This window comes from Aquimarina litoralis, assembly GCF_039523995.1.
Lineage (GTDB): Bacteria > Bacteroidota > Bacteroidia > Flavobacteriales > Flavobacteriaceae > Aquimarina > Aquimarina litoralis.
On record NZ_BAAAGE010000001.1, the window covers coordinates 1,249,838 to 1,269,344 of the forward strand.

General features: G+C 33.2%; 16 protein-coding genes. 8 read left to right on the forward strand and 8 right to left on the reverse strand.

Annotation, left to right across the window (positions count from 1 at the left end; genetic code table 11):
* The first annotated feature begins 5 nt into the window (after window positions 1–5).
* Complete coding sequence (locus ABD077_RS05070) at window positions 6–851, forward strand: enoyl-CoA hydratase/isomerase family protein (RefSeq protein WP_343911094.1); 846 nt, start codon at window positions 6–8, stop codon at window positions 849–851.
* A gap of 106 nt (window positions 852–957) precedes the next feature.
* Here ABD077_RS05070 and ABD077_RS05075 read toward each other — a convergent pair whose 3' ends face one another.
* A complete protein-coding gene (locus ABD077_RS05075) occupies window positions 958–1,875 on the reverse strand; it encodes a DMT family transporter (RefSeq protein WP_343911096.1) in 918 nt (305 codons plus the stop codon).
* Window positions 1,876–1,902: 27 nt separating this feature from the next.
* Window positions 1,903–2,322, reverse strand: coding sequence for a hypothetical protein (locus tag ABD077_RS05080; RefSeq protein WP_343911098.1), 420 nt, complete (start codon window positions 2,320–2,322; stop codon window positions 1,903–1,905).
* A gap of 97 nt (window positions 2,323–2,419) precedes the next feature.
* Between ABD077_RS05080 and crtD the strand changes: the two genes are divergently transcribed.
* From crtD to ABD077_RS05095, 3 genes are read left to right on the forward strand one after another with little or no spacing between them, the layout of a single operon-like run.
* Window positions 2,420–3,901, forward strand: coding sequence for a 1-hydroxycarotenoid 3,4-desaturase CrtD (gene crtD / locus ABD077_RS05085; RefSeq protein WP_343911100.1), 1,482 nt, complete (start codon window positions 2,420–2,422; stop codon window positions 3,899–3,901).
* Window positions 3,902–3,913: 12 nt separating this feature from the next.
* Window positions 3,914–4,534 (forward strand): carotenoid biosynthesis protein, encoded by a 621-nt coding sequence (locus ABD077_RS05090; protein WP_343911102.1) that lies wholly within the window; start codon window positions 3,914–3,916, stop codon window positions 4,532–4,534.
* Window positions 4,535–5,677, forward strand: coding sequence for a lycopene cyclase family protein (locus ABD077_RS05095; protein ID WP_343911104.1), 1,143 nt, complete (start codon window positions 4,535–4,537; stop codon window positions 5,675–5,677).
* Here ABD077_RS05095 and ABD077_RS05100 read toward each other — a convergent pair.
* The gene (locus tag ABD077_RS05100; protein ID WP_343911105.1) at window positions 5,674–6,726 is read right to left on the reverse strand and encodes a transglutaminase domain-containing protein; all 1,053 of its coding nucleotides are present in this window, start codon (window positions 6,724–6,726) and stop codon (window positions 5,674–5,676) included. The two genes, ABD077_RS05095 and ABD077_RS05100, sit on opposite strands and share 4 nt — an antisense overlap.
* Before the next feature lie 74 nt (window positions 6,727–6,800).
* Window positions 6,801–7,535: a TerB family tellurite resistance protein gene (locus ABD077_RS05105; protein ID WP_343911108.1), complete on the reverse strand. Its 735-nt coding sequence runs from the start codon at window positions 7,533–7,535 to the stop codon at window positions 6,801–6,803.
* A gap of 198 nt (window positions 7,536–7,733) precedes the next feature.
* Here ABD077_RS05105 and ABD077_RS05110 point away from each other — a divergent pair, with 198 nt between their 5' ends.
* The 4 genes from ABD077_RS05110 (at window position 7,734) to ABD077_RS05125 (ending at window position 10,758) form a co-directional block, all read left to right on the forward strand.
* A complete protein-coding gene (locus ABD077_RS05110; protein ID WP_299604466.1) occupies window positions 7,734–8,144 on the forward strand; it encodes a BrxA/BrxB family bacilliredoxin in 411 nt (136 codons plus the stop codon).
* Between the two features lie 180 nt (window positions 8,145–8,324).
* Window positions 8,325–9,092, forward strand: coding sequence for a lysophospholipid acyltransferase family protein (locus tag ABD077_RS05115; RefSeq protein WP_343911112.1), 768 nt, complete (start codon window positions 8,325–8,327; stop codon window positions 9,090–9,092).
* A 2-nt stretch (window positions 9,093–9,094) separates the two neighbouring features.
* Window positions 9,095–10,096, forward strand: a complete 1,002-nt coding sequence (locus tag ABD077_RS05120) for an acyl-ACP desaturase (RefSeq protein WP_343911114.1) — start codon at window positions 9,095–9,097, stop codon at window positions 10,094–10,096.
* Between the two features lie 8 nt (window positions 10,097–10,104).
* Window positions 10,105–10,758 carry an HD domain-containing protein gene (locus ABD077_RS05125; protein WP_343911115.1) on the forward strand — a complete coding sequence of 218 codons (654 nt, stop codon included), beginning with the start codon at window positions 10,105–10,107 and terminating at the stop codon, window positions 10,756–10,758.
* Between the two features lie 90 nt (window positions 10,759–10,848).
* On the opposite strand, the gene ABD077_RS05130 is transcribed toward ABD077_RS05125, so the two are convergent.
* The 4 genes from ABD077_RS05130 to ABD077_RS05145 form a co-directional block, all read right to left on the reverse strand.
* On the reverse strand, window positions 10,849–14,394 hold the full coding sequence (locus tag ABD077_RS05130; protein ID WP_343911117.1) for a discoidin domain-containing protein: 3,546 nt from the start codon (window positions 14,392–14,394) through the stop codon (window positions 10,849–10,851).
* 66 nt (window positions 14,395–14,460) lie between these two features.
* On the reverse strand, window positions 14,461–16,467 hold the full coding sequence (locus ABD077_RS05135; protein ID WP_343911119.1) for a M12 family metallo-peptidase: 2,007 nt from the start codon (window positions 16,465–16,467) through the stop codon (window positions 14,461–14,463).
* Window positions 16,468–17,102: 635 nt separating this feature from the next.
* Window positions 17,103–17,483 carry a hypothetical protein gene (locus tag ABD077_RS05140; protein WP_343911121.1) on the reverse strand — a complete coding sequence of 127 codons (381 nt, stop codon included), beginning with the start codon at window positions 17,481–17,483 and terminating at the stop codon, window positions 17,103–17,105.
* Window positions 17,484–17,726: 243 nt separating this feature from the next.
* On the reverse strand, window positions 17,727–19,478 hold the full coding sequence (locus ABD077_RS05145) for a tetratricopeptide repeat protein (RefSeq protein WP_343911123.1): 1,752 nt from the start codon (window positions 19,476–19,478) through the stop codon (window positions 17,727–17,729).
* Between the last annotated feature and the right edge of the window lie 29 nt (window positions 19,479–19,507).

Here is a 19,507-nt window from a genome sequence, read left to right on the forward strand (position 1 = left end):
ACATCATGGATTACAAGAATTTTCAAACGTTCACAGCAGAACAAAAAGGAGGAATTTTATACGTAACAATTAATTTCGGACCGGTAAATGTGCAAGGGCAAGAAATGTTGGCAGATCTAAGTAGTCTTTGTTTGCGTTTGGAGCGTGACCGAAGTGTAAAAGTAGTAGTGTTTCAATCTTCTAATGAAGGATATTGGGTATGCCACTATGATACAAATCTATTAAGAGATATGTCTCAAGAAGCTGTAGCGAGAAACGAGGTTAAACTCCTAGATTTACAAGCTGTTCTAGAAAGATTAAGTAACGTACCGCAAGCTACGATTGCAAAAATTGAAGGTTTTGCAAGAGGAGGAGGACATGAAATGGCGCTAGCTTTAGACATGCGTTTTGCAGCTAGGGGAAAGGCAAAATTTATGCAAATGGAAGTTGGAATGGGAATTTTACCCTGTGGAGGAGGAGCTTCTCGTATGGCTAGACAAGCAGGATTGGGTAAAGCTCTAGAAATCATTTTAGGGGCACGAGATTGGGATGCCGATGAAGCAGAAAAATTTGGAACTATAAATAAAGCATTAGATGCGGACGAGATAGGAGCTTATGTAGATGCTCTTGCTGAGCGTATTGCAAAGTTTCCGGCAGAGTCGATAGAAGCATGCAAAAGAGCAGTATATGCTTCTATTGATTTACCGATTAAAGAAGCACTAACAGAAGAAGCATATCAGTTATATCAGGCTACTAGTAAAACACCAGCAATAAAGCGTTTTACCGTGGCAGACGAAAATGGAGCTCAATTTGATCACAAAAACCAAAAAAATTGGGAGAATATGTTAATGGATATTCAAGACATTAAATAAAATTTGATATACTTGAAAAAGATGCTCTTCTTATGTTGAGCATCTTTTCGGTTGTTAGAAATATTATCGTTTGATAACTGATGTATTCAAATTCTTTATGTCTGAATTACTTTTTTCTACGCAAAGAAGGGTTACTACTAATTAAATATACTCCTACAAAAATAAATGCACAACATAGTAATTTTGGGAGTGTGATATCTCCCTTGTATTGACTATCGGCAATGAAGTATGCTATACTACCCACTAATAACATAGCTACAGCAGGCTGTACATAGATATAACTGCTGGATACTGTAGGTTTCACATATTGTAGCGCAAACATATTAAGCAGGTATGCTAAAAATGTTGGCCCGATAATTACATAAAATAAGGATGTCCAATTGCTAGCGGTATATGTAGTAAAGTCTGTTTCTAGTAATTGGCCAATACAAAATGGAAACATGAAAATGAAACCAAAAAAGAAAGTCCATACGATTACCGTTAGTGGTTGGTATTTAACCATCATTGGTTTTATCAGAACAAGGTAAAAGGCAAATGATAAGGCGTTTAAGCCAATAAATATGTTTCCTTTTAACGAACCTGTTCCTATTCCCGAATTGCCCAAGTAAATTAATAAAATAGCCCCACTACCTCCTATAAAGATTCCGAGAATTCTGGACAATGTCAAAGGTTCTTTTAATAAAAAATAACTAATAACTACTGTAAATATTGGCATTGCAGTAACAATAATAGCTGCATCAACAGGAGAGGTTAGACTAAGACCATTCATGGAAAAGTATTGGTTCGTTGCCACTCCTAAAATACCACAGAGTAATAATCTGGGTATATCTTTTTTTTCCACTTTTTCTTTTACGAAGGACTTTAGAAGTAGGAATAATAGCCCAGCTCCACTAATTCTCAAAAATACAAGCGCAGATGCTCCAATTTTATTGGGCATTAATCCCTTTGCTATTAGGTAGTTCGCTCCATAGATCATATTGAGACTGAGCAAAGCAATATGAGCTTTAGCTTTGTTTGAAACCATTGAATAAAGAAACTAAATATAAATTGATTATTTTACAAGTAATTCTAAATAATAACTAGAAGGATCAATTTTCTGCCCGTTTGCTGGATAAGGACTTAAGTTGTAACCAAAAATCGTTTTTTTATCCGATTGTAATAGTTCTTGTGGTTTTATGGGATTAATTCCACTGGCGCTTATGATATATTCTTTTTCTTCTACCAAGATGTCATTTTCATAAATTCCTATAATCACCTTTGCTTGCCCAGCCCAGACACAACTTACACCTGTTGGACATCGCGAGTCTTCCACTACATTTATAAAGTGAATACTCTTATTTCCAAACAAAGCTTTTTTACCAGCTTTTAGTTTTGTTATGATCTGTGGAGATTCTTTCTTCTCCTGAGAACTTTGAGCATCAATTTTTGAAAAAGAAAAGAATAGGAATAAAAAAATCAAAAGGTATTTCATCATAAAAGCTTTAAGGTTAAAGGTATGTGAAAACTTATTATTAATTACCGAATTTATGAACAGTTTATAAATTTTCATAATATCTTTATGCTCTTATATGTCCAAAAAAAAAGTCATCATTATTGGATCTGGAATAGCTGGATTGGCTGCGGCTATACGCTTGAGCAATCAGGGGTATGAAGTAGTAGTTTTTGAAACCAATTCATATCCTGGCGGAAAGCTCACAGAAATTTATGAAAATGGCTATCGATTTGATTGTGGTCCATCTCTTTTTACAATGCCGCAGTTTGTAGAGACGCTTTTTGAAATCTCTAATAAAAATATTTCCGGATATTTTGATTATACAAAGAAAGATGTTGTTTGTAACTATTTCTATGAAGATGGAACAAAATTCACCGCATTATCAGATATACATAAATTTGCTCAAGAAGCAGCACAAATTTTTGATGTGAAGAGCGATCAGATTCTCAAATATTTTAAACGAAGTAAACTGAAATATGATCTCACATCTTCCTTATTTCTGGAAAAATCATTACATAAGTTATCTACATACTTGTCGAAAGATACATTGATAGCTATTGCAAGAATTAATAGTTTAGGAATTAATAAAAAACTGCATGACCAAAATACTGAGGTGTTTAAAGATCCAAGATTAGTTCAGTTTTTTGATAGGTTTGCTACCTACAATGGATCATCACCTTATCTTACACCAGGGATAATGTCTATGATTCCTCACCTAGAACAGCATTATGGAACCTTTTTTCCAAAAGGAGGGATGCATAGTATTACAAAAGCATTGTATCAGTTATCAGTAGATTTAGGAGTTCTATTTCATTTTGATACGAAAGTAGAAGAAATCTTAATCGAAAATAATATGGCAGTAGGTGTAATAGCAAACAACAATAGAGTGTCTGGCGATATTGTTATATCTAATATGGATGTTGTGCCAACATACAAGAAGTTATTACCACATCAAAAAGCACCTGGTAAAACCCTAAAACAACCAAGATCTAGTAGTGCCTTAATTTTTTATTGGGGGATCAAAAAAGAATTCCCAGAGTTAGATTTACATAACATCTTTTTTTCTGAAAATTATAAAGAGGAGTTTGAACATATTTTTGAAAAAAAAGATGTCTATAAAGACCCTACTATTTATGTAAATATAACTGCAAAAAATGAACCTAATGATGCTCCAAAAGGATGTGAAAATTGGTTTGTGATGATCAATGTTCCAGGTAATGAAGGACAGAACTGGGATGCAATTATAAAGCGTTCTAGAAAACAAATTATAGAAAAGCTTACAAGATTATTGAATGTACCAATTAAGGATTATATAGAAACTGAAATAATTTTAGATCCTAGAAGCATAGAAACAAAAACACAATCATATCAGGGATCTTTATATGGATCTAGTAGTAATAATAAGTTTGCAGCGTTTTTGAGACATCCTAATTTTTCTAAAAAAATTAAAAATCTGTTTTTCTGTGGAGGAAGTGTACATCCTGGAGGAGGTATTCCATTATGTTTATTGTCTGGAAAGATAGTTGCCGAATTAATTCAAAAAGAGCACAAACATTGATAAACTATGATAGTGGAAAGAAAGCAAATTATATCATTTGTTGTAATCTGGTTATTTACTGTTTCTGGGATTATTGGTATTCTATGTGGTTACGAAGATTGGTTCTTACCTCTCACTCCATTGAATTTGTCAGTTTATACCGTGCTGATCTTTTGGATGTCTAAAACAAGAAAACAATTAATTATTGCAATGTTAATTCCTTTTTCTATTGGTATGATAACGGAATATCTAGGAGTTAATCATGGATTGATTTTTGGAAATTATCAATATGGTAATAATCTAGGTAGTAAAATTTTAGGTGTTCCCTGGATAATAGGGGTTAATTGGGCTCTTTTAGTGTATACTTCTGCAGCAATTGCAAAAAAAATACATTCTAATATATTTATTACCTCAAGTTTGGGGGCATTACTCATGGTGGCACTGGACGTAATTATAGAGGTTTCTGCTCCAAGGTTTGATTTCTGGGAGTTTGATAAAGGTGTAGTGCCTGTACAAAATTATACAGGTTGGCTGGTTACTGCATTTATTGCTCAAGTTTTGTTTCAAAAAACCTATAAAACCTTGGAATACGCATTGTCAATTCATATTTTCATAGCGATATTTATATTTTTTACTACATTTTTGTTTTTCTAGATGCAAAGATATGATTACATCATAATGGGTTCTGGAGCTTCCGGATTAATGCTTGCTTATCATATGGCAATGGATCCGTTTTTTGAAAAAAAACAGATTCTCCTAATCGATAAAGAAGAAAAAAATCAAAATGACCGTACTTGGTGTTTTTGGGAAAAGGATGGTGGTATTTGGGATGCGATAGTTAGCAAAAAATGGGAAAAGGTTTTTTTTGGGAGTACACATTTTTCGGATACGATTAAAATCACACCGTATATCTATAAATTGATAAGAAGTAAGGATTTTTATCAGTTCGTGTTCTCATTTTTGAAAAATAAACCGAATATAGAAATAGTATTGGAAACCGTTGAAGGGTTTTTGGATGAAGGAGATATCGTTGAAGTAGAAACAGATCAAGGATTTTATTTAGGTTCCACAGTTTTTAATAGTATCCTTTTCTCTGAAGAGTATAAAAATCAAAACAAGTATCCGTTGTTAAATCAGCATTTTATAGGTTGGTTTGTAAAAATCGATACACCCGAATTTGATCATTCAACTGCTACATTTATGGATTTCGAGGTAGAACAGAAAGGAAATACTAGATTTATGTATGTTTTACCATTTTCTAAAACTGAAGCTTTATTTGAATATACTCTTTTTTCAAAAGACCTTCTTTCCGATTCCGCGTATGAAAAAGAAATAGAATTATATCTAAAAGAAAAGGGAATTCAGACATATGAGATTATCGAGAAAGAAAAAGGGTGTATTCCGATGACCTGTTATCGGTTTAACAAACAAAACTCCAGGAATGTGATTCATATTGGAACCGCTGGTGGATGGACCAAGGCGAGTACCGGTTTTACATTTCGAAATACAGAAAAAAAAGTCAGTCAATTAATCAGAAATATAAAAGCTGGAAGAGAACTATCTAAATTTGATAAGCGAACTAAGTTCTGGTACTATGATTTGTTACTTTTAGGGGTTTTGTCAAAAGAAAATCATAAAGGTTCTGAGTTGTTTTCTAGATTATTCAGAAAAAATGATACGGAAAAGATTTTCAAATTTTTAGATGAAGAAACTTCGTTCCTAGAAGATTTGAAAATAATGTCTTCTATGCCTTCCGGAAAGTTTTTAAAAACAATCTGGACTCGATTAACTTCTTAATTAAAATCCTTTGCAATTTTAAAACCTACCATAGGAATTTCATTTATAAATACTATAAGTTCCTTTGGATTAGGTTCTGAAATAGTTACTTCAAACCGAATTATTCCATTTTCAGGTTTGATATTACCTTGGTAATTAAACTGTCGGTTATTTATCGTGTAAATAATTGAATTTATAGCTTCATTATATGTTATTTCAAATTTTACTTTTTGAGAAGTATTAACATCTAGAATTCCAGTTGATGGAGAAATTAAACCAAAATCTTTTGCTTTTTCATGTTGATAGAAAAGCGGAGCATCCAAAAATTCTTTTTTACTGATCGTTTCCGGCAATAAGCTGTTTTCGTAGAAATCTGGATAATGACCTTTTATAAAAAGTTCCGCAGACATACCGAAATAATCATAATTTGTTTCCTCTATAAACTCTTGTTTTTGGACATTATAATAACCTGTGCTGCCCCAAGTGGCATCAATGAGATATTTTTTGAAATCAATTTCTATAATATTCCAGGCATGATCAACACGATAATCTCTTCCTATATGCGGTATTTGGTTTTTAGCAGTTCCCAATACATAAAAGCAAGTAATACCAAGGTGGTCACAAATATCCTTAAAGAGTTGTGTATATCCTTCACAAACAGCAATTCCCGTAGAAATAACTCTTTTCGAAATTTTCTTGCGATATTTTCTCTCTGTTTTTAGATGTTTTTTAGAACCAGATTTGGTTTTGTCATATTCTATGTAATTAGACGATCTAAAACTTGGAAAAGGATTATAACTTACAGATTTATACGAGTTAGCATAATCAGCATAAAACTTTCCTGATTCATTATAATCATAGGAGATATTCTTTGTAATCCAGGAGTAAATAGCTTTTGCCTGATCTAGTTCTGTACTAAAGTCTTTTGCTATTAGATCAGCAAGTTTTTTAGGGGTTTTGAATGTAGTAGGGTATTTATGTACTATAGCCTCTATTTTGTCAAAATCCTGACCATAGATATTAATCGCCGAAAATAGGCTTAGTAGGAAGAAAATTAGTGGCTTATACATACAATAAATGTAGCATCAAAAATTAAACCAATTAAAATACAATTATTCATTATATTTTAAAAGAGATTGTTTAATTATGTTAGGCCTCGTTCTTTTTGGATTTGTTCGTAGGCTTTTTGTACTTCTTTAAACTTTTCTTCTGCGCCTTTTATATGCACTGGATCCATATGCTGTACTTTGTCTGGATGATATTTTTTTACCATGGTTCTGTAAGCCTTTTTTACTTCGGCATCCGTTGCATTCTTATCAATTTCTAAAATTTTGTACGCATGATTACCTGTTTTAAAAAACATGGCTTTAATGCTTTCAAAATCACTAAAATTAATCCGCATAAAACCAGCCATTTTCTGAATTTCTCTGGCTTCGGCTTCGCTTACATTACCATCAGCATTGGCAATTCCAAAAAGAAAATGAAGAATTTGTAATCGTGCCGCATAACGAGTGCGTTGCGTTAAAAACATACAAATACGCTGAGCAGAAATCTCTCTGTTCTTAATGATTTCATTAAATGTTCTAAACGTAGCATTAGCACGTTCTTTTCCGTAGGCACTAACGAAATATTGACGAACGTAATCTAATTCTGTTTGATTTACACGACCATCGGCTTTGATTACAATCGAAGAAAGAGAAAGTAAATTAAGTTCAAAATCTCCCGGGCTAACTTGTTTGTCTTGGGTAAAAACATTTGTAAAACTCCCTGTACTTTTACTGGTTCTTCCATCCAAAAGACTACCTAGTATAAAACCAAGTATGGCTCCGGGAACTTTAAAAAATATTCCTCCTAATATAGCCGCAAACCATTTAATCATTCATGAAAAATTTAGGTGTGTAAAGATAGTTGAATTATTTACACGATTTTTAAGTATACACTATTAGTATTACCACGGAGAATTTTGTTACGAAAAGTTAGTTTTTGTTTGCTTTTCCGACTACTTGGCAGTCATAGAGATATGGTACATTATTTGTATCTTTGTCTTAAATTTTAAAATAAAAAATAGTAAAGAAATATGTATCCAGCAGATTTAGTAAAGCCAATGCGCGAAGACCTAACTAATATAGGTTTTGATGAATTACAAACGGCTGCAGATGTTGATGCCGCGATAGCAAAAGAAGGTACTACATTAGTAGTAGTAAATTCTGTTTGTGGTTGTGCAGCTGCAAATGCAAGACCAGGTGCAAAAGCATCTTTGGCAAATGATAAAAAACCTGATAATTTAGTAACAGTATTTGCAGGAGTGGATAGAGAAGCCACTGATAAGGCTCGTGGATATATGATTCCATTTCCTCCATCTTCTCCGTCAATGGCATTGTTCAAAAATGGAGAATTGGTGCATATGCTAGAACGACATCATATAGAAGGAAGACCTGCAGAGATGATTGCAGAAAATCTTAAAGATGCTTACAACGAGCACTGTTAAGAGTTAGGTATATAAAATCAAAGAAAACCGTCTGTATAGCAGACGGTTTTCTTTTTAAGGGGTATTTTTTTGGAATAATTTTCTAGAATTTTAGACATCGTAATTTTATGCGTTAAAGAATTGGCGGTCTAAAAATAATATCAGACCTTGCACAACTGTAACACAAATCAAAATCATTAATTGCTAAGAGAAGTTATGGGGGCATTAAAAAGGATCGTTTCGTATCCGCTTTCAGTAGTTTTCTATCTGTTTTTTGGACTTACCCTATTAGTTTTCCAACCACTACAATGGTTAGGACTTAAACTTGGAGGGGCAAAAGGACATAGAGGAGTTGTCAATCTAATGAATCTTTGTTTATTGAGGTGTTTACACTTTTTAGGAGTAACATTTAGTTTTAAGAATATACATAAGTTACCAGAAGATCGTTCTTTAATTATTGTTTCTAACCATCAGAGTATGTTTGATATTCCGTTAATATCTTGGTACCTGCGTAGACATAAACCAAAATTTATTTCGAAAATTGAACTAGGAAAAGGAATACCAAGTATTTCTTTTAATTTGAAATATGGTGGTCATGCATTGATAGATCGGAAAAATGCAAAACAGTCGATTCCAGAGATTTCAAGATTTGGTAAGGCTATTGCTAAAAATAAATTTGCTGCCGTTATTTTTCCAGAAGGTACAAGAAGTAGAACTGGGAAACCCAAAGAGTTTGCATCTACTGGATTAAAAATATTGTTCAAAAATGCACCAGATGCGTTAGTGGTTCCAGTGACTATTAACAATAGCTGGAGATTAGTAGAGCATGGTAATTTTCCGATGGGAATAGGTTTACATCTTACGTTAGAAGTAAAAGAACCTGTTGCTGAAGAAGGATTGACAAAAGAAGAAATATTAGATATTACTGAAAAAAGAGTAATCTCTACGATAAAAACCCAAATAACATAATCATGGCTATAGATAATATTAGATTAGAAGTGATGCAATTATTGGAAAAAAAGATAGAATCTTTTATAGATACTTATCTAATTCCAATTGATCAGGTATGGCAGCCTACAGACTTTTTGCCTGATTCTCAGAATGAGGACACCTTTTTTGATGAGGTAAAAGAGTTAAGAGAATTGGCGAAAGAACTTCCATATGATTTTTGGGTAGTTTTGGTAGGAGATACTATTACTGAAGAAGCGCTTCCGACTTATGAGTCTTGGTTAATGGATGTAGAAGGAATTAATCAACACGAAGGAGAAGGTGGAAATGGTTGGTCTCGTTGGGTGCGTTATTGGACAAGTGAAGAAAATCGTCATGGAGACGTACTGAATAAATATTTGTATTTATCAGGAAGAGTAAATATGATTGAAGTCGAACGTACAACTCAGCATTTAATAAACGATGGTTTTGATATCGGAACGGATAGAGATCCTTATAAGAACTTTATCTACACTAGTTTTCAGGAATTGGCAACCAATATTTCTCATAGTCGTGTAGCTAAAATTGCCAAAGGCTATTCTAACAAGTCTTTAGCTAGAATGTGCAAGATTATTGCAGGAGATGAGATGCGTCATTTTAATGCTTACAGTGATTTTGTGAAAAATATATTTGAGGTAGATCCTAGTCAGATGATGGTGGCGTTTAAAGATATGATGAAGCATAAAATTGTAATGCCAGCAGTATTTTTAAGAGAATCTGGAAATTCTATTGGTAGTGCTTTTGAGGAATTTTCGAATGCGGCTCAGAGATTAGGAGTATATACTTCTCAGGATTATATAGATATTATGCAACGTTTAATCAATAAATGGGAGATTGATAAATTAGTAGATCTAACGGATGAAGCTGAAAAAGCACGTGATTTTGTGATGAGGTTACCTGCTCGTATGCAACGTATCAATGAAAGATTGGTAGTTCCTGAAGAAGTATTTAAATTTAAATGGGTAGAACCAGCTATGGTAAAATAAGATAGCGTATGAATAATGATGAAATTATACAGAAAACTGTTGATTTTGTAAAACATACACTGCGTAATGCCGAAGGAGGCCATGACTGGTTCCACATAGAACGAGTTTTTAAAACATCTACAACCATAGCTAAATCTGAAAATGTGGATGTTTTGGTGGTTTCCTTAGGTGCTTTATTACATGATATTGCCGATTCTAAGTTTTATAATGGCGATGAAACTATAGGACCAAGAGTAGCAAAAGATTTTTTAGAAAGTATAAACGTAGATAAAAGCGTTACTGATCATGTGATCAATATTATCGAAAACATCTCTTTTAAAGGAGGAAACGTAATACAAAAATTTAAATCTCCAGAATTAGATGTAGTTCAGGATGCTGATCGTTTAGATGCTATTGGTGCAATTGGTGTTGCACGATGCTTTAATTATGGAGGTTTTAAAAATCGAGCACTTTACAATCCTGATATTAAACCAAATCTTCAGATGAGCAAAGAGGAATATAAAAAATCCGAAGCTCCGACTATTAATCATTTTTACGAAAAATTATTATTACTTAAAGATCGAATGAATACTGAAACAGGTAAAAAGATGGCAGAAAAGAGGCATCTTTTTATGGAACAGTTTTTAGATCAGTTTTATCTGGAGTGGGAAGGTAAATCTTAAGTTGTACTCTAAAAAAGAGTCTAAATATTGCTATTTAGACTCATCATTGTACAATAGTTTAAAGCTTGTTATTGCTTTAGGGTTTGGTTATTATTTTTTGAATATTTTTATCCTTTTTTGAACATTATCTTTTTCTAGTTGTAGAATATAAAAACCGGTATTTAGGTTCGGCGCAAGAATTTTTATGTCGTCTCCATCCCTATTGGTTTTGACTTTTTGAATTTTTCCATCAGTTCCAAAGAGTTTTATAGAACGTACTGCTTGTTTAGAGCTAATTCCTTTAACAATAATTTCATCTTTAAAAGGAATAGGATATACCTTAATTCCTTCAAAATTATAAGCATCTACTATTGGTGGAGTAGGGGCCGTATTAGCTGTATTATATGTTGTTGGAGTATTGTTAGTAGCAGAGGGAAGGTATCTCACCGTAAGTTCGGCAACGGAAGCCCAACGTTTCTCATCGACTTCAGAAAGTGCTCTAAAATAGATATAACGAGTGTTAAAAGAATCAAATTCTACGGTTTGTTTTAAGCTTGATTTTTGAAAACTTCCAGCAGAGAGCTCCTTCCAGTCATTGCCATCCCAACCAAATAATATATAATCTTTTACCATCCCGGTAGTTCCGGTTTGTCTTCCTTGATAGGAAAATCCTACTAATTCTTTTGCTTGTCCTAAGTCTATGGCAATAAAATGAGGGTGTGATGTATTGTCATCGTACCAGTTGCTATGCCAATAAGTGTTTGGATCTCCGTCGGTAGCTTTTTCTTTGGAATGATCTGCATTAGTAGTTTCTTCACTATTGGTATCATAGACAATACAGCCTTTACAATCTTCGACTACATCATTAATTGCTATTGCAACAGTATTTGAAAACTCAGAATAACTGTCCGCATCGTAGGCTCTAACACGATAAGAATAGGAACCATTGGGAACGTTTTGATCTGTAAATGTCTCTACTCCGGATCCAACAAAGTCGATACGTTCAAATCCATTACCATCATTTCTTTGAATGGTAAACCCATTTTCATTATTCGAGTTATCTTTCCAGTTTAGCGTAACATCATTTTGATTTGCTTGAGCAGTGAGATCACTTGGTGGAGTAATTTCATCGGGATCTGTATTTCCTATTGTTACCGTAGCAACATTAGAAAATTCAGAATAGTTGTTGGCATCATATGCTCTTACACGATAAGAATACGATCCATCTTGGAGGTTTTTATCTGTATAAGTTTCTATTCCGGTTCCAACAAAATCAATCCGTTCAAAACCGTTTCCATCATTTCTTTGGATAGTAAATCCATTCTCATTATTAGAATTATCTTCCCAAGTCAGAGTAACATCTGTTTGATTTGCTAGTGAAGTAAGATTTGTAGGCGGGTTAATTTCATTAGGATTAGAGTCTTCATTATAAAGATCAGATTCCCAAATTCCACGGCCATATGTGGATACTCGTATTTTTCTTGTAGGATAATGGATTTCGAGTTCTGTGGTTTGTACTCTAGGAAGATTGGTAGAAAAAGGAACCCAGGAATTAAGATTATCGTTTGTATAATACACTCCGGATTGCATCCCTACATACAGACCATTTGCACTGGTATCATCAAAAACAAGACATTGTGCTGCTATTTGAGGAAGATTTCCTCTAATATTTGTCCAAGAACTTCCTGCATTGTTAGAGACGTAGACTCTAGAACCTGTTGCAGCTAGCGCCACTCGTTCAGGATTGTTTGGATCTACAGCGATGAAATTTACATTTCCGCTAAAATTGCTTACTTCAGTCCAATTTGGAGTGTTACTTTGACCGTTTTTGGTTCTCCATACTCTTCCTTCTTGCGCAATGTAGATATAGTTGTTGTTGGATGCAGCTATTGCCATCTCATCAAGATTACCTCCAACATTTATGCTCGAAGTAACATTTCTCCAACTTCCATTGCTGCCACCGTTGTTACTTCTATACAGATTTCTGTAACCTACATAGATTTTGTTATTATTAATTGGATCCATCATGAATGGAGTAACCCATTCACCACTAAAGTTTCCTGGTTTACTAATATTTCCTATGCTATTCCCTCCATTGGTACTTTTATATAAAGATCCAAATTGAACAGTTCCGTAAACAATATTTTTGTTTTTATGGTCTATAAAACACTCCATACCATCTGCTCCAAGCCATTCTTTAAATTGTCGATTTGCTCCATTCATGATATTGGTACCATTGTCTTGTGCTCCTCCAACGATCATGTTAGCATCGGTAAAGGCACCTCCAAATCGATAATATTGTCTAATTGCGAGTCCACCTTGAGTAAGATCTGCCATATTGTTTCCCCGATCTCTACTTCTAAAAATTCCACCATCACTACCAACATAAATAGTTCCATCTACATATTGCATTACTTCGATGTCGGCATGGACATAAGATCGATCTCCTGGATTACTCCATGTTGCTAGTGTAGAAAATGTGACTCCACCGTCTAAAGATCTAGAATAATTCATACCTCCTACATGCACCTCATTAGCATTAGTGTCTGACACAGCAATAGCCATATCACGCGAAGCCTGAGTGAAGTATACTTGATTGGTACTGCTAGATGTTGCTCGAGTAGTAAAACTAGAACCTCCATTTAAGGAACGATATAGGTTACCAAAACCACTTCCTCTTTTTTGTACGAGATATATAGCATTTGGATTTGCAGGAGTTACAGCCATTTTCATTCGTTCACTTCTATCTATACCATTAGTAATTCTGCTAAATGAACTACCTCCATTGGTTGATCGGTAAAAGCTGTTTCCACAGCTATATACAATATCCGTATTACCAGGTTTAAATTCTACATCTTCGGCTCTGGTATTTAGTACGATACTAAAACTTGATCCACTGTTGTTAGATCTGTACAAAGCTTTAGTGGTACCTACAAATATTCTGCTACTATTAGGGTGAATAAGAATCCTTCTTGGAGTTCCACTTACTCTTTGAATTTCTGACCAGGAAGATCCTCCGTTTGTTGATTTTAGAATTTGACCAGCAGAATTTCCAAGATATACAATATTCGAGTTGTTGGGGTCAATAGCAATGGACCAAATAGACATACTAAACATTTGATCTCCTATTGGATTCCAGCTTTGTCCAGCGTTTGTGGATTTCCAGATTCCTCCTCCTGGAGATCCTGCATACATTAGTTTTTGCTGAGAAGGTTCGACTGCAAATGCAGTTACCCTCCCTAAACCCGGAGTCCAGCTTGAGGTGCGTGTCCAATTAAAAGGTCCAAGTTCCTGCCAACCACTGTTTCTCTGATTATTTTGGATGCTGGTTTTAGAATTATTCTGAAAGGATTCATAGAATTTTCGGGATTCATCAAGAACTTTAGCATCACTAATAATTCGTCCTTTGGAATCTGCATTTCTTTTTGCCCAGTATAGGCTTCGCATGTATAATTTATATCCACTTCCTTTACCTTTGTCCTTATTCCTATAATATGTATTACCTATACGTTCTAGTTTGGATACTTTAAGGTTTTCTTCTTCAAGAAGTTCATAAAATTCTTGAGCAGAACTTTGATAAAATACAGTGTTAATAATTAGAAATACTAATATGTATTTCCATTGTTGTAAAATGAATGAGTTACTTAGTTGAGTCATTTTTTTGGGTTTTAAGAAGAGGTGTTTGATGGTATATCAAACACCTCAGAATTTGTTGAATAGATTTTATTGTACTTCGAGTTTTTTAGTGGTTATTTCGCCTCCGCTAATAATTTGTATAAAATATACACCAGTGTTTAGAGTATCAATATTGATTGTCTCCTTTAAGTGTTGGATGGACGATTTTTGTTGAATAGTTTTTGTGAAAACGTTTCTTCCTTGTAAACTGTTAATGTTAATTTTAATAAGATTGTTTTTAGGTCTTTTTATTTCTAGGGTAATAAAACCCTTTGCCGGATTCGGATAGATTAACATTTCATCTATTGAAGATATTCCTGGTTTTTCTACAGTTTGGTTTGTAGATGGATCTTCGGCACAAGTTGCAATTTCTACCCATTCTGATCCATTCCATTCAAAGGCTTTTCCTTGATATACTACTTGGTCTCCAGAACTGTAATTAGTGTTTTCAGACCATGGGTCAATTCCAAAACATGGATCGTTAATATTGATATCACAGTTTAACAATTCCCAGTCGTTACTTTCTGTTCGTAACCATACATTGCCTTGGTAAATGACAACATCTCCAGGATTATAATCTGTATTATCTGTCCATGGTATTGCTCGAGAACAAGGATCTGAAATACATTCGCCTAGATCAATCCAACTACTATTAGTGGTTCGTTCGAATAATCTGCCTTGATAGGTAACTTGATCACCAGCAACATAGTTAACGTTACCTGACCAAGCGTCAATTCCAGTACAATCCACTTGATCTCCATCTCCTCCATTGTCTCCATCATTATCACAGCTACCCACACAGTCTGCTCTTCTTATATTACTTCTAATAAGATCGCCTGGTTGCGGACCGAAACCTTTTCTAAGATTCGTTCCAGCATTGGTTAAATGGCAATAACTCATAATGGTCCCTCCGTTTGATGGTATTCCTGGTCTTCCACAACTTCCTTCTGAAGAATAACAACCATCTATTGCGGTATTATTTCCATTCCAAACACAAGAATGAGTGTGGTTAGATCCAAAGTTGTGACCTAATTCATGAGCTATAGTGGAGATGTTCCAGGAGTAGGTAGGTACATTTTGATAGCTTCTATTAATACCTGTTAGTCCGTATCTATACGAACCACAAAGAGCATTTAACCAGGCAACTCCGCCAGAATAATTATAAGTAACAAAGTGTGCCAGATCTCCATTAAACCCATTTTGATTTCGATAATTTCGATAACTATCAAGGCTATTAAAGGGATTAGATGTGGTCCATGAGGTAAGACCAGACAATTTTATTTTTATATCTTCATTAGCATAAAGTATTGCGACTTGGTTAAACATAGCCTCAACAAAGTTTGCTGCCGACTGACTTCCTCCTTTGTCACGTACTACATCATTAGCAATATCAAAAAAGATTTCAGGACATTTTACTTGATTTGCCGCTGGAGGCTCATTATAGGAATTTGTATTGACCTTATTTTTTTGATGTATATCGGTAATTTGGCAAATAAAATCATTAAGATGGCTTATATCTTTATCCTCATAAAGAATATGGTCTGTACTATTATCTAATTTGCCTAGAACGAGATCACTTTGACTTCCTTCTACGCTAATAATTCCAGAGACTTCACCATCATATATACTAATAGCGGCAATCGAGTTAGGACTGTTTTTGACAATGCCTTGATAATGGACAATGTTCTTTTCTGGTGAGATCACTTTTTTTGAGGGCATTTCCGTGATGTAAAAGTCATCCGTCTGGATATTGGTTTTTACCAATTCCAGTAGCATCGATGACTTTTTTCCAGGTAGCATTAAATTGATAGCTTCTGGAGATGAAGAAATCACTTTTTTGCTAAATTCAGTATTTATAGAAAGAATAGAATAGTTCTTGAATTCCTTTGGGAGCTTAGTATTTGATTTTTCGGTTTTTAAGTTTAGTAATGATACAGTGTTAAAGAATGTGCCTGATGATTTTGCATTTTGTACACGAGTTTTTGGATTATGGTTTTGGGCAAAAAAAGATGTGGTGATACTTAACATCACAAAAAGGGTAAAAATACCTTTCATAGATTTTGGTTTTTAAGAGTTAAATATTGAGTATTAGGTAACTTCTAATCATGTAATCGGAATACATGATTTTTCAAAAAAGAGATAATGGTTTAGCCTTTCCTTCTTATTTGAAACTTATTTAGACCTAAGGATACATTTATACAAATGATCTAAGTCTATTTGATGTTAGTTTAACGTTGTTTCAGATAAATTGGAAAAGATTAAAACTGGTCTTTTTTTATTTTTTGTTAAGTAAGATCAACAGGTGTTGATGACAACTGTCTTGATGATTAGATAAATTTTCATTTTGAGGTTTTAAGGTTATTTAGTAAGAGTTTCTTTTTGAAGCGTTTGAAATATTGGTTAACCAAAATTACAACTTTTTTCTATAATATTAAATCGATGAGGTTAAATGTATATTAACTGTTTTGGCCTTAGAAATGTTTAAAAGAGGATTTTTATCTAAAGATATTTAAAAAACAAAGGACAGACGATGATGAGTCGTCTGCCCTTGGTATGACAAAGTTCGTTTTTTGATTGAAAGATTGATTGTTCGTTTTTTGATTATGCGAAAATGCTAACTACAAATTCTACCACGAATAGAAAGTAGTTTAGTATGAAATCGATCAACAGTTTTGTAAGTGCTATCATGATTAATAATTTATGTTCCCGTTATTGATTGTTACTAGTTTTGAAGAGTTTTGATCAACAAACTCTAAAGTAAATCTGTCAATTTCTTTATAACCATCTACTTTTTTTAATAATAATTGGTTAATTCTGTAGGCTTCCGATTTGAGATCAGTGTATTTACAATTCTTTAGTTCATATTCAGCTGTTTCTGTCGAAATTTCTTTTTTGGAAGTGGCTAAACCTTTTACATATAGAAATTGTTTTATCTGATCACATTCACAATTAGATTCTAAAACCTTTAAAATAGCATTTGATTTATCTTCAACTTTATTTCCGGTGATAATTGCATAAGTAACTACTCCAGCGAGGATACCAATTGAAAATAAAAAAAAATGCTTTTTCATTTATTAATCTATTTGATGAACTAAGAAATTAATTGATAAATCAAATTACTCTCAAAAAAAGCGTAATAACAAGAGAGTGTACCCTATTTTAAAGAAAAAGGGTCATCTTTTTATGTGTTAAAATGCTGAAAATCAATTTTTTAATTTGGTTTTATGTGCGTATTGTTAGAAATTACGGGAAAGCCCTATATTTATGAATTTAGGGTGTCCTTGAAGATGTTTTTAAGCTTATAAATTGGGAATCTACTTTTTAGTTTTCAATTGTTTTATGTAAAACGAAGGGAGTAGTCCAGTATGAATTTTAAAGTATTTAGAAAATGAATCAGCACTTTTATATCCTACTTCTTTTGCAATTGATTTTATCGAATACGATCGGAATTTAGAATCATTTTTTAATCTTACAATCGCGTAGTTTATTCTTAAGTCATTGATGTACGTATTAAAATTCTTATTAAAATGAACATTAATGACTTTCGACAGGTAAGAGGTATTTGTATTGATTTTTTTGGCTACATTATACAAATTACATTCAGTTTTTAAGTAGTATTCCTGACCCTCTACTTTTTTAAGTCCATTTAGAATCTGATCGTATAACTCTTGATTAATATCTAATTCATTAGATTGAGAATCTAATTTGCGATCTTTTGTATCGATTACTCCTTGATTAATAGCGATAGATTTATTAATAACCTCACTGGAATTCTCTACTTGTTCCCTTTCCTCAATTTGGGCAAATAAAGCTTCGAATTTCTTTTTATTTTTCTTTTTTACTTTTTGAAATAATAATAAAATAACTAATAAGCTCATACCGAATATCACTAGACCAATCTGAGAATAAGTAAGCCTATTTTTTTGTCGTTTTTTTTGATTCTCGAGATTATCTATTTCACTTTGATACCCTTTCATTGTAATATCCTGAACTTTTCTAGAAGCTATAGACTTTTTATTATTTAGTTTGCTTAAACTTAAAATATGTTTTTCATAATATTCATTAGATTTCGCTAAGTCACCATTTTTTTTATAAGATTGGCCTAAGAGCTTATAACATATACTCAGTTCGTCAGAATTAGAATATTTTTCGGTAAGTATTTTTAAAGATTCCTGAAGTACATCAATACTTTCATCATATTTTTGTTGTTCCAGTTTACAGTTACCAATCAAGTTTAAAATTTTACCTAAAAACACGATATCATTAGCCTGATAGCAGAGAGCTTTTGCTTTATCTAAATAAAAAAGACTTTTCTCATAATTCTCCCTTTGTTTATAGATAATTCCTCTATGCATCAATAGATCAATATGTATATTATCTATTTTTACTTTTTCGGCAAACTTTAGGCCTTCATCGTTATAATATAATGCTGAGTCTAAAAGATTTAGTTTGATATAGGCTTCACATATTCTTGCTTTGTTGAGCATAGGAACGTGTTTGGCAAACTCCCCTTCTCCAATAGCCAGAATTTCATCACTTATCTTAAGTTCTTCTAACGCTTGTCTAGGGTCTCCAGAACGTAATTTAACGAATCCCAAATTTGTTTGTAAAGCCCATAGTGCGTAAGGATAATCAATTTCTTTTGCAATGTTTAAAGATTCATAGTATGAGTTCGCTGCATTGTCATACTCTTCTATGTCGAAATAATGGTTTCCTTTTAGCTTTATGAGGTCTACAATGGTTTTTTTATTAATATCGTATTGCTTTGCTAGAATAATAGCTTTATCCAAATATTCAATGGCGGCATTATTATTTCCTTCATTTAGATTAGCTACACTTAGGTTTTCTAAAGCAAGTATCATGTGTATGACATCTTCACTTTCTAAAGCGGTTTTATACAAAAGATTACTTATGGAAATAATTTCATCGATATTATTTTCTTCCAAAGCTTCTAACTGAAAACGAATATCGTCAATACTTTTATCGACTAAAATTTCATCAATCTGGGCTGTGATTTGATTAAAAATCAGTAAGGTGTAAACGATAAAGAAATGATGAAATCTCATAAAGAATGGCCCAAACCTTTGAGTTATGC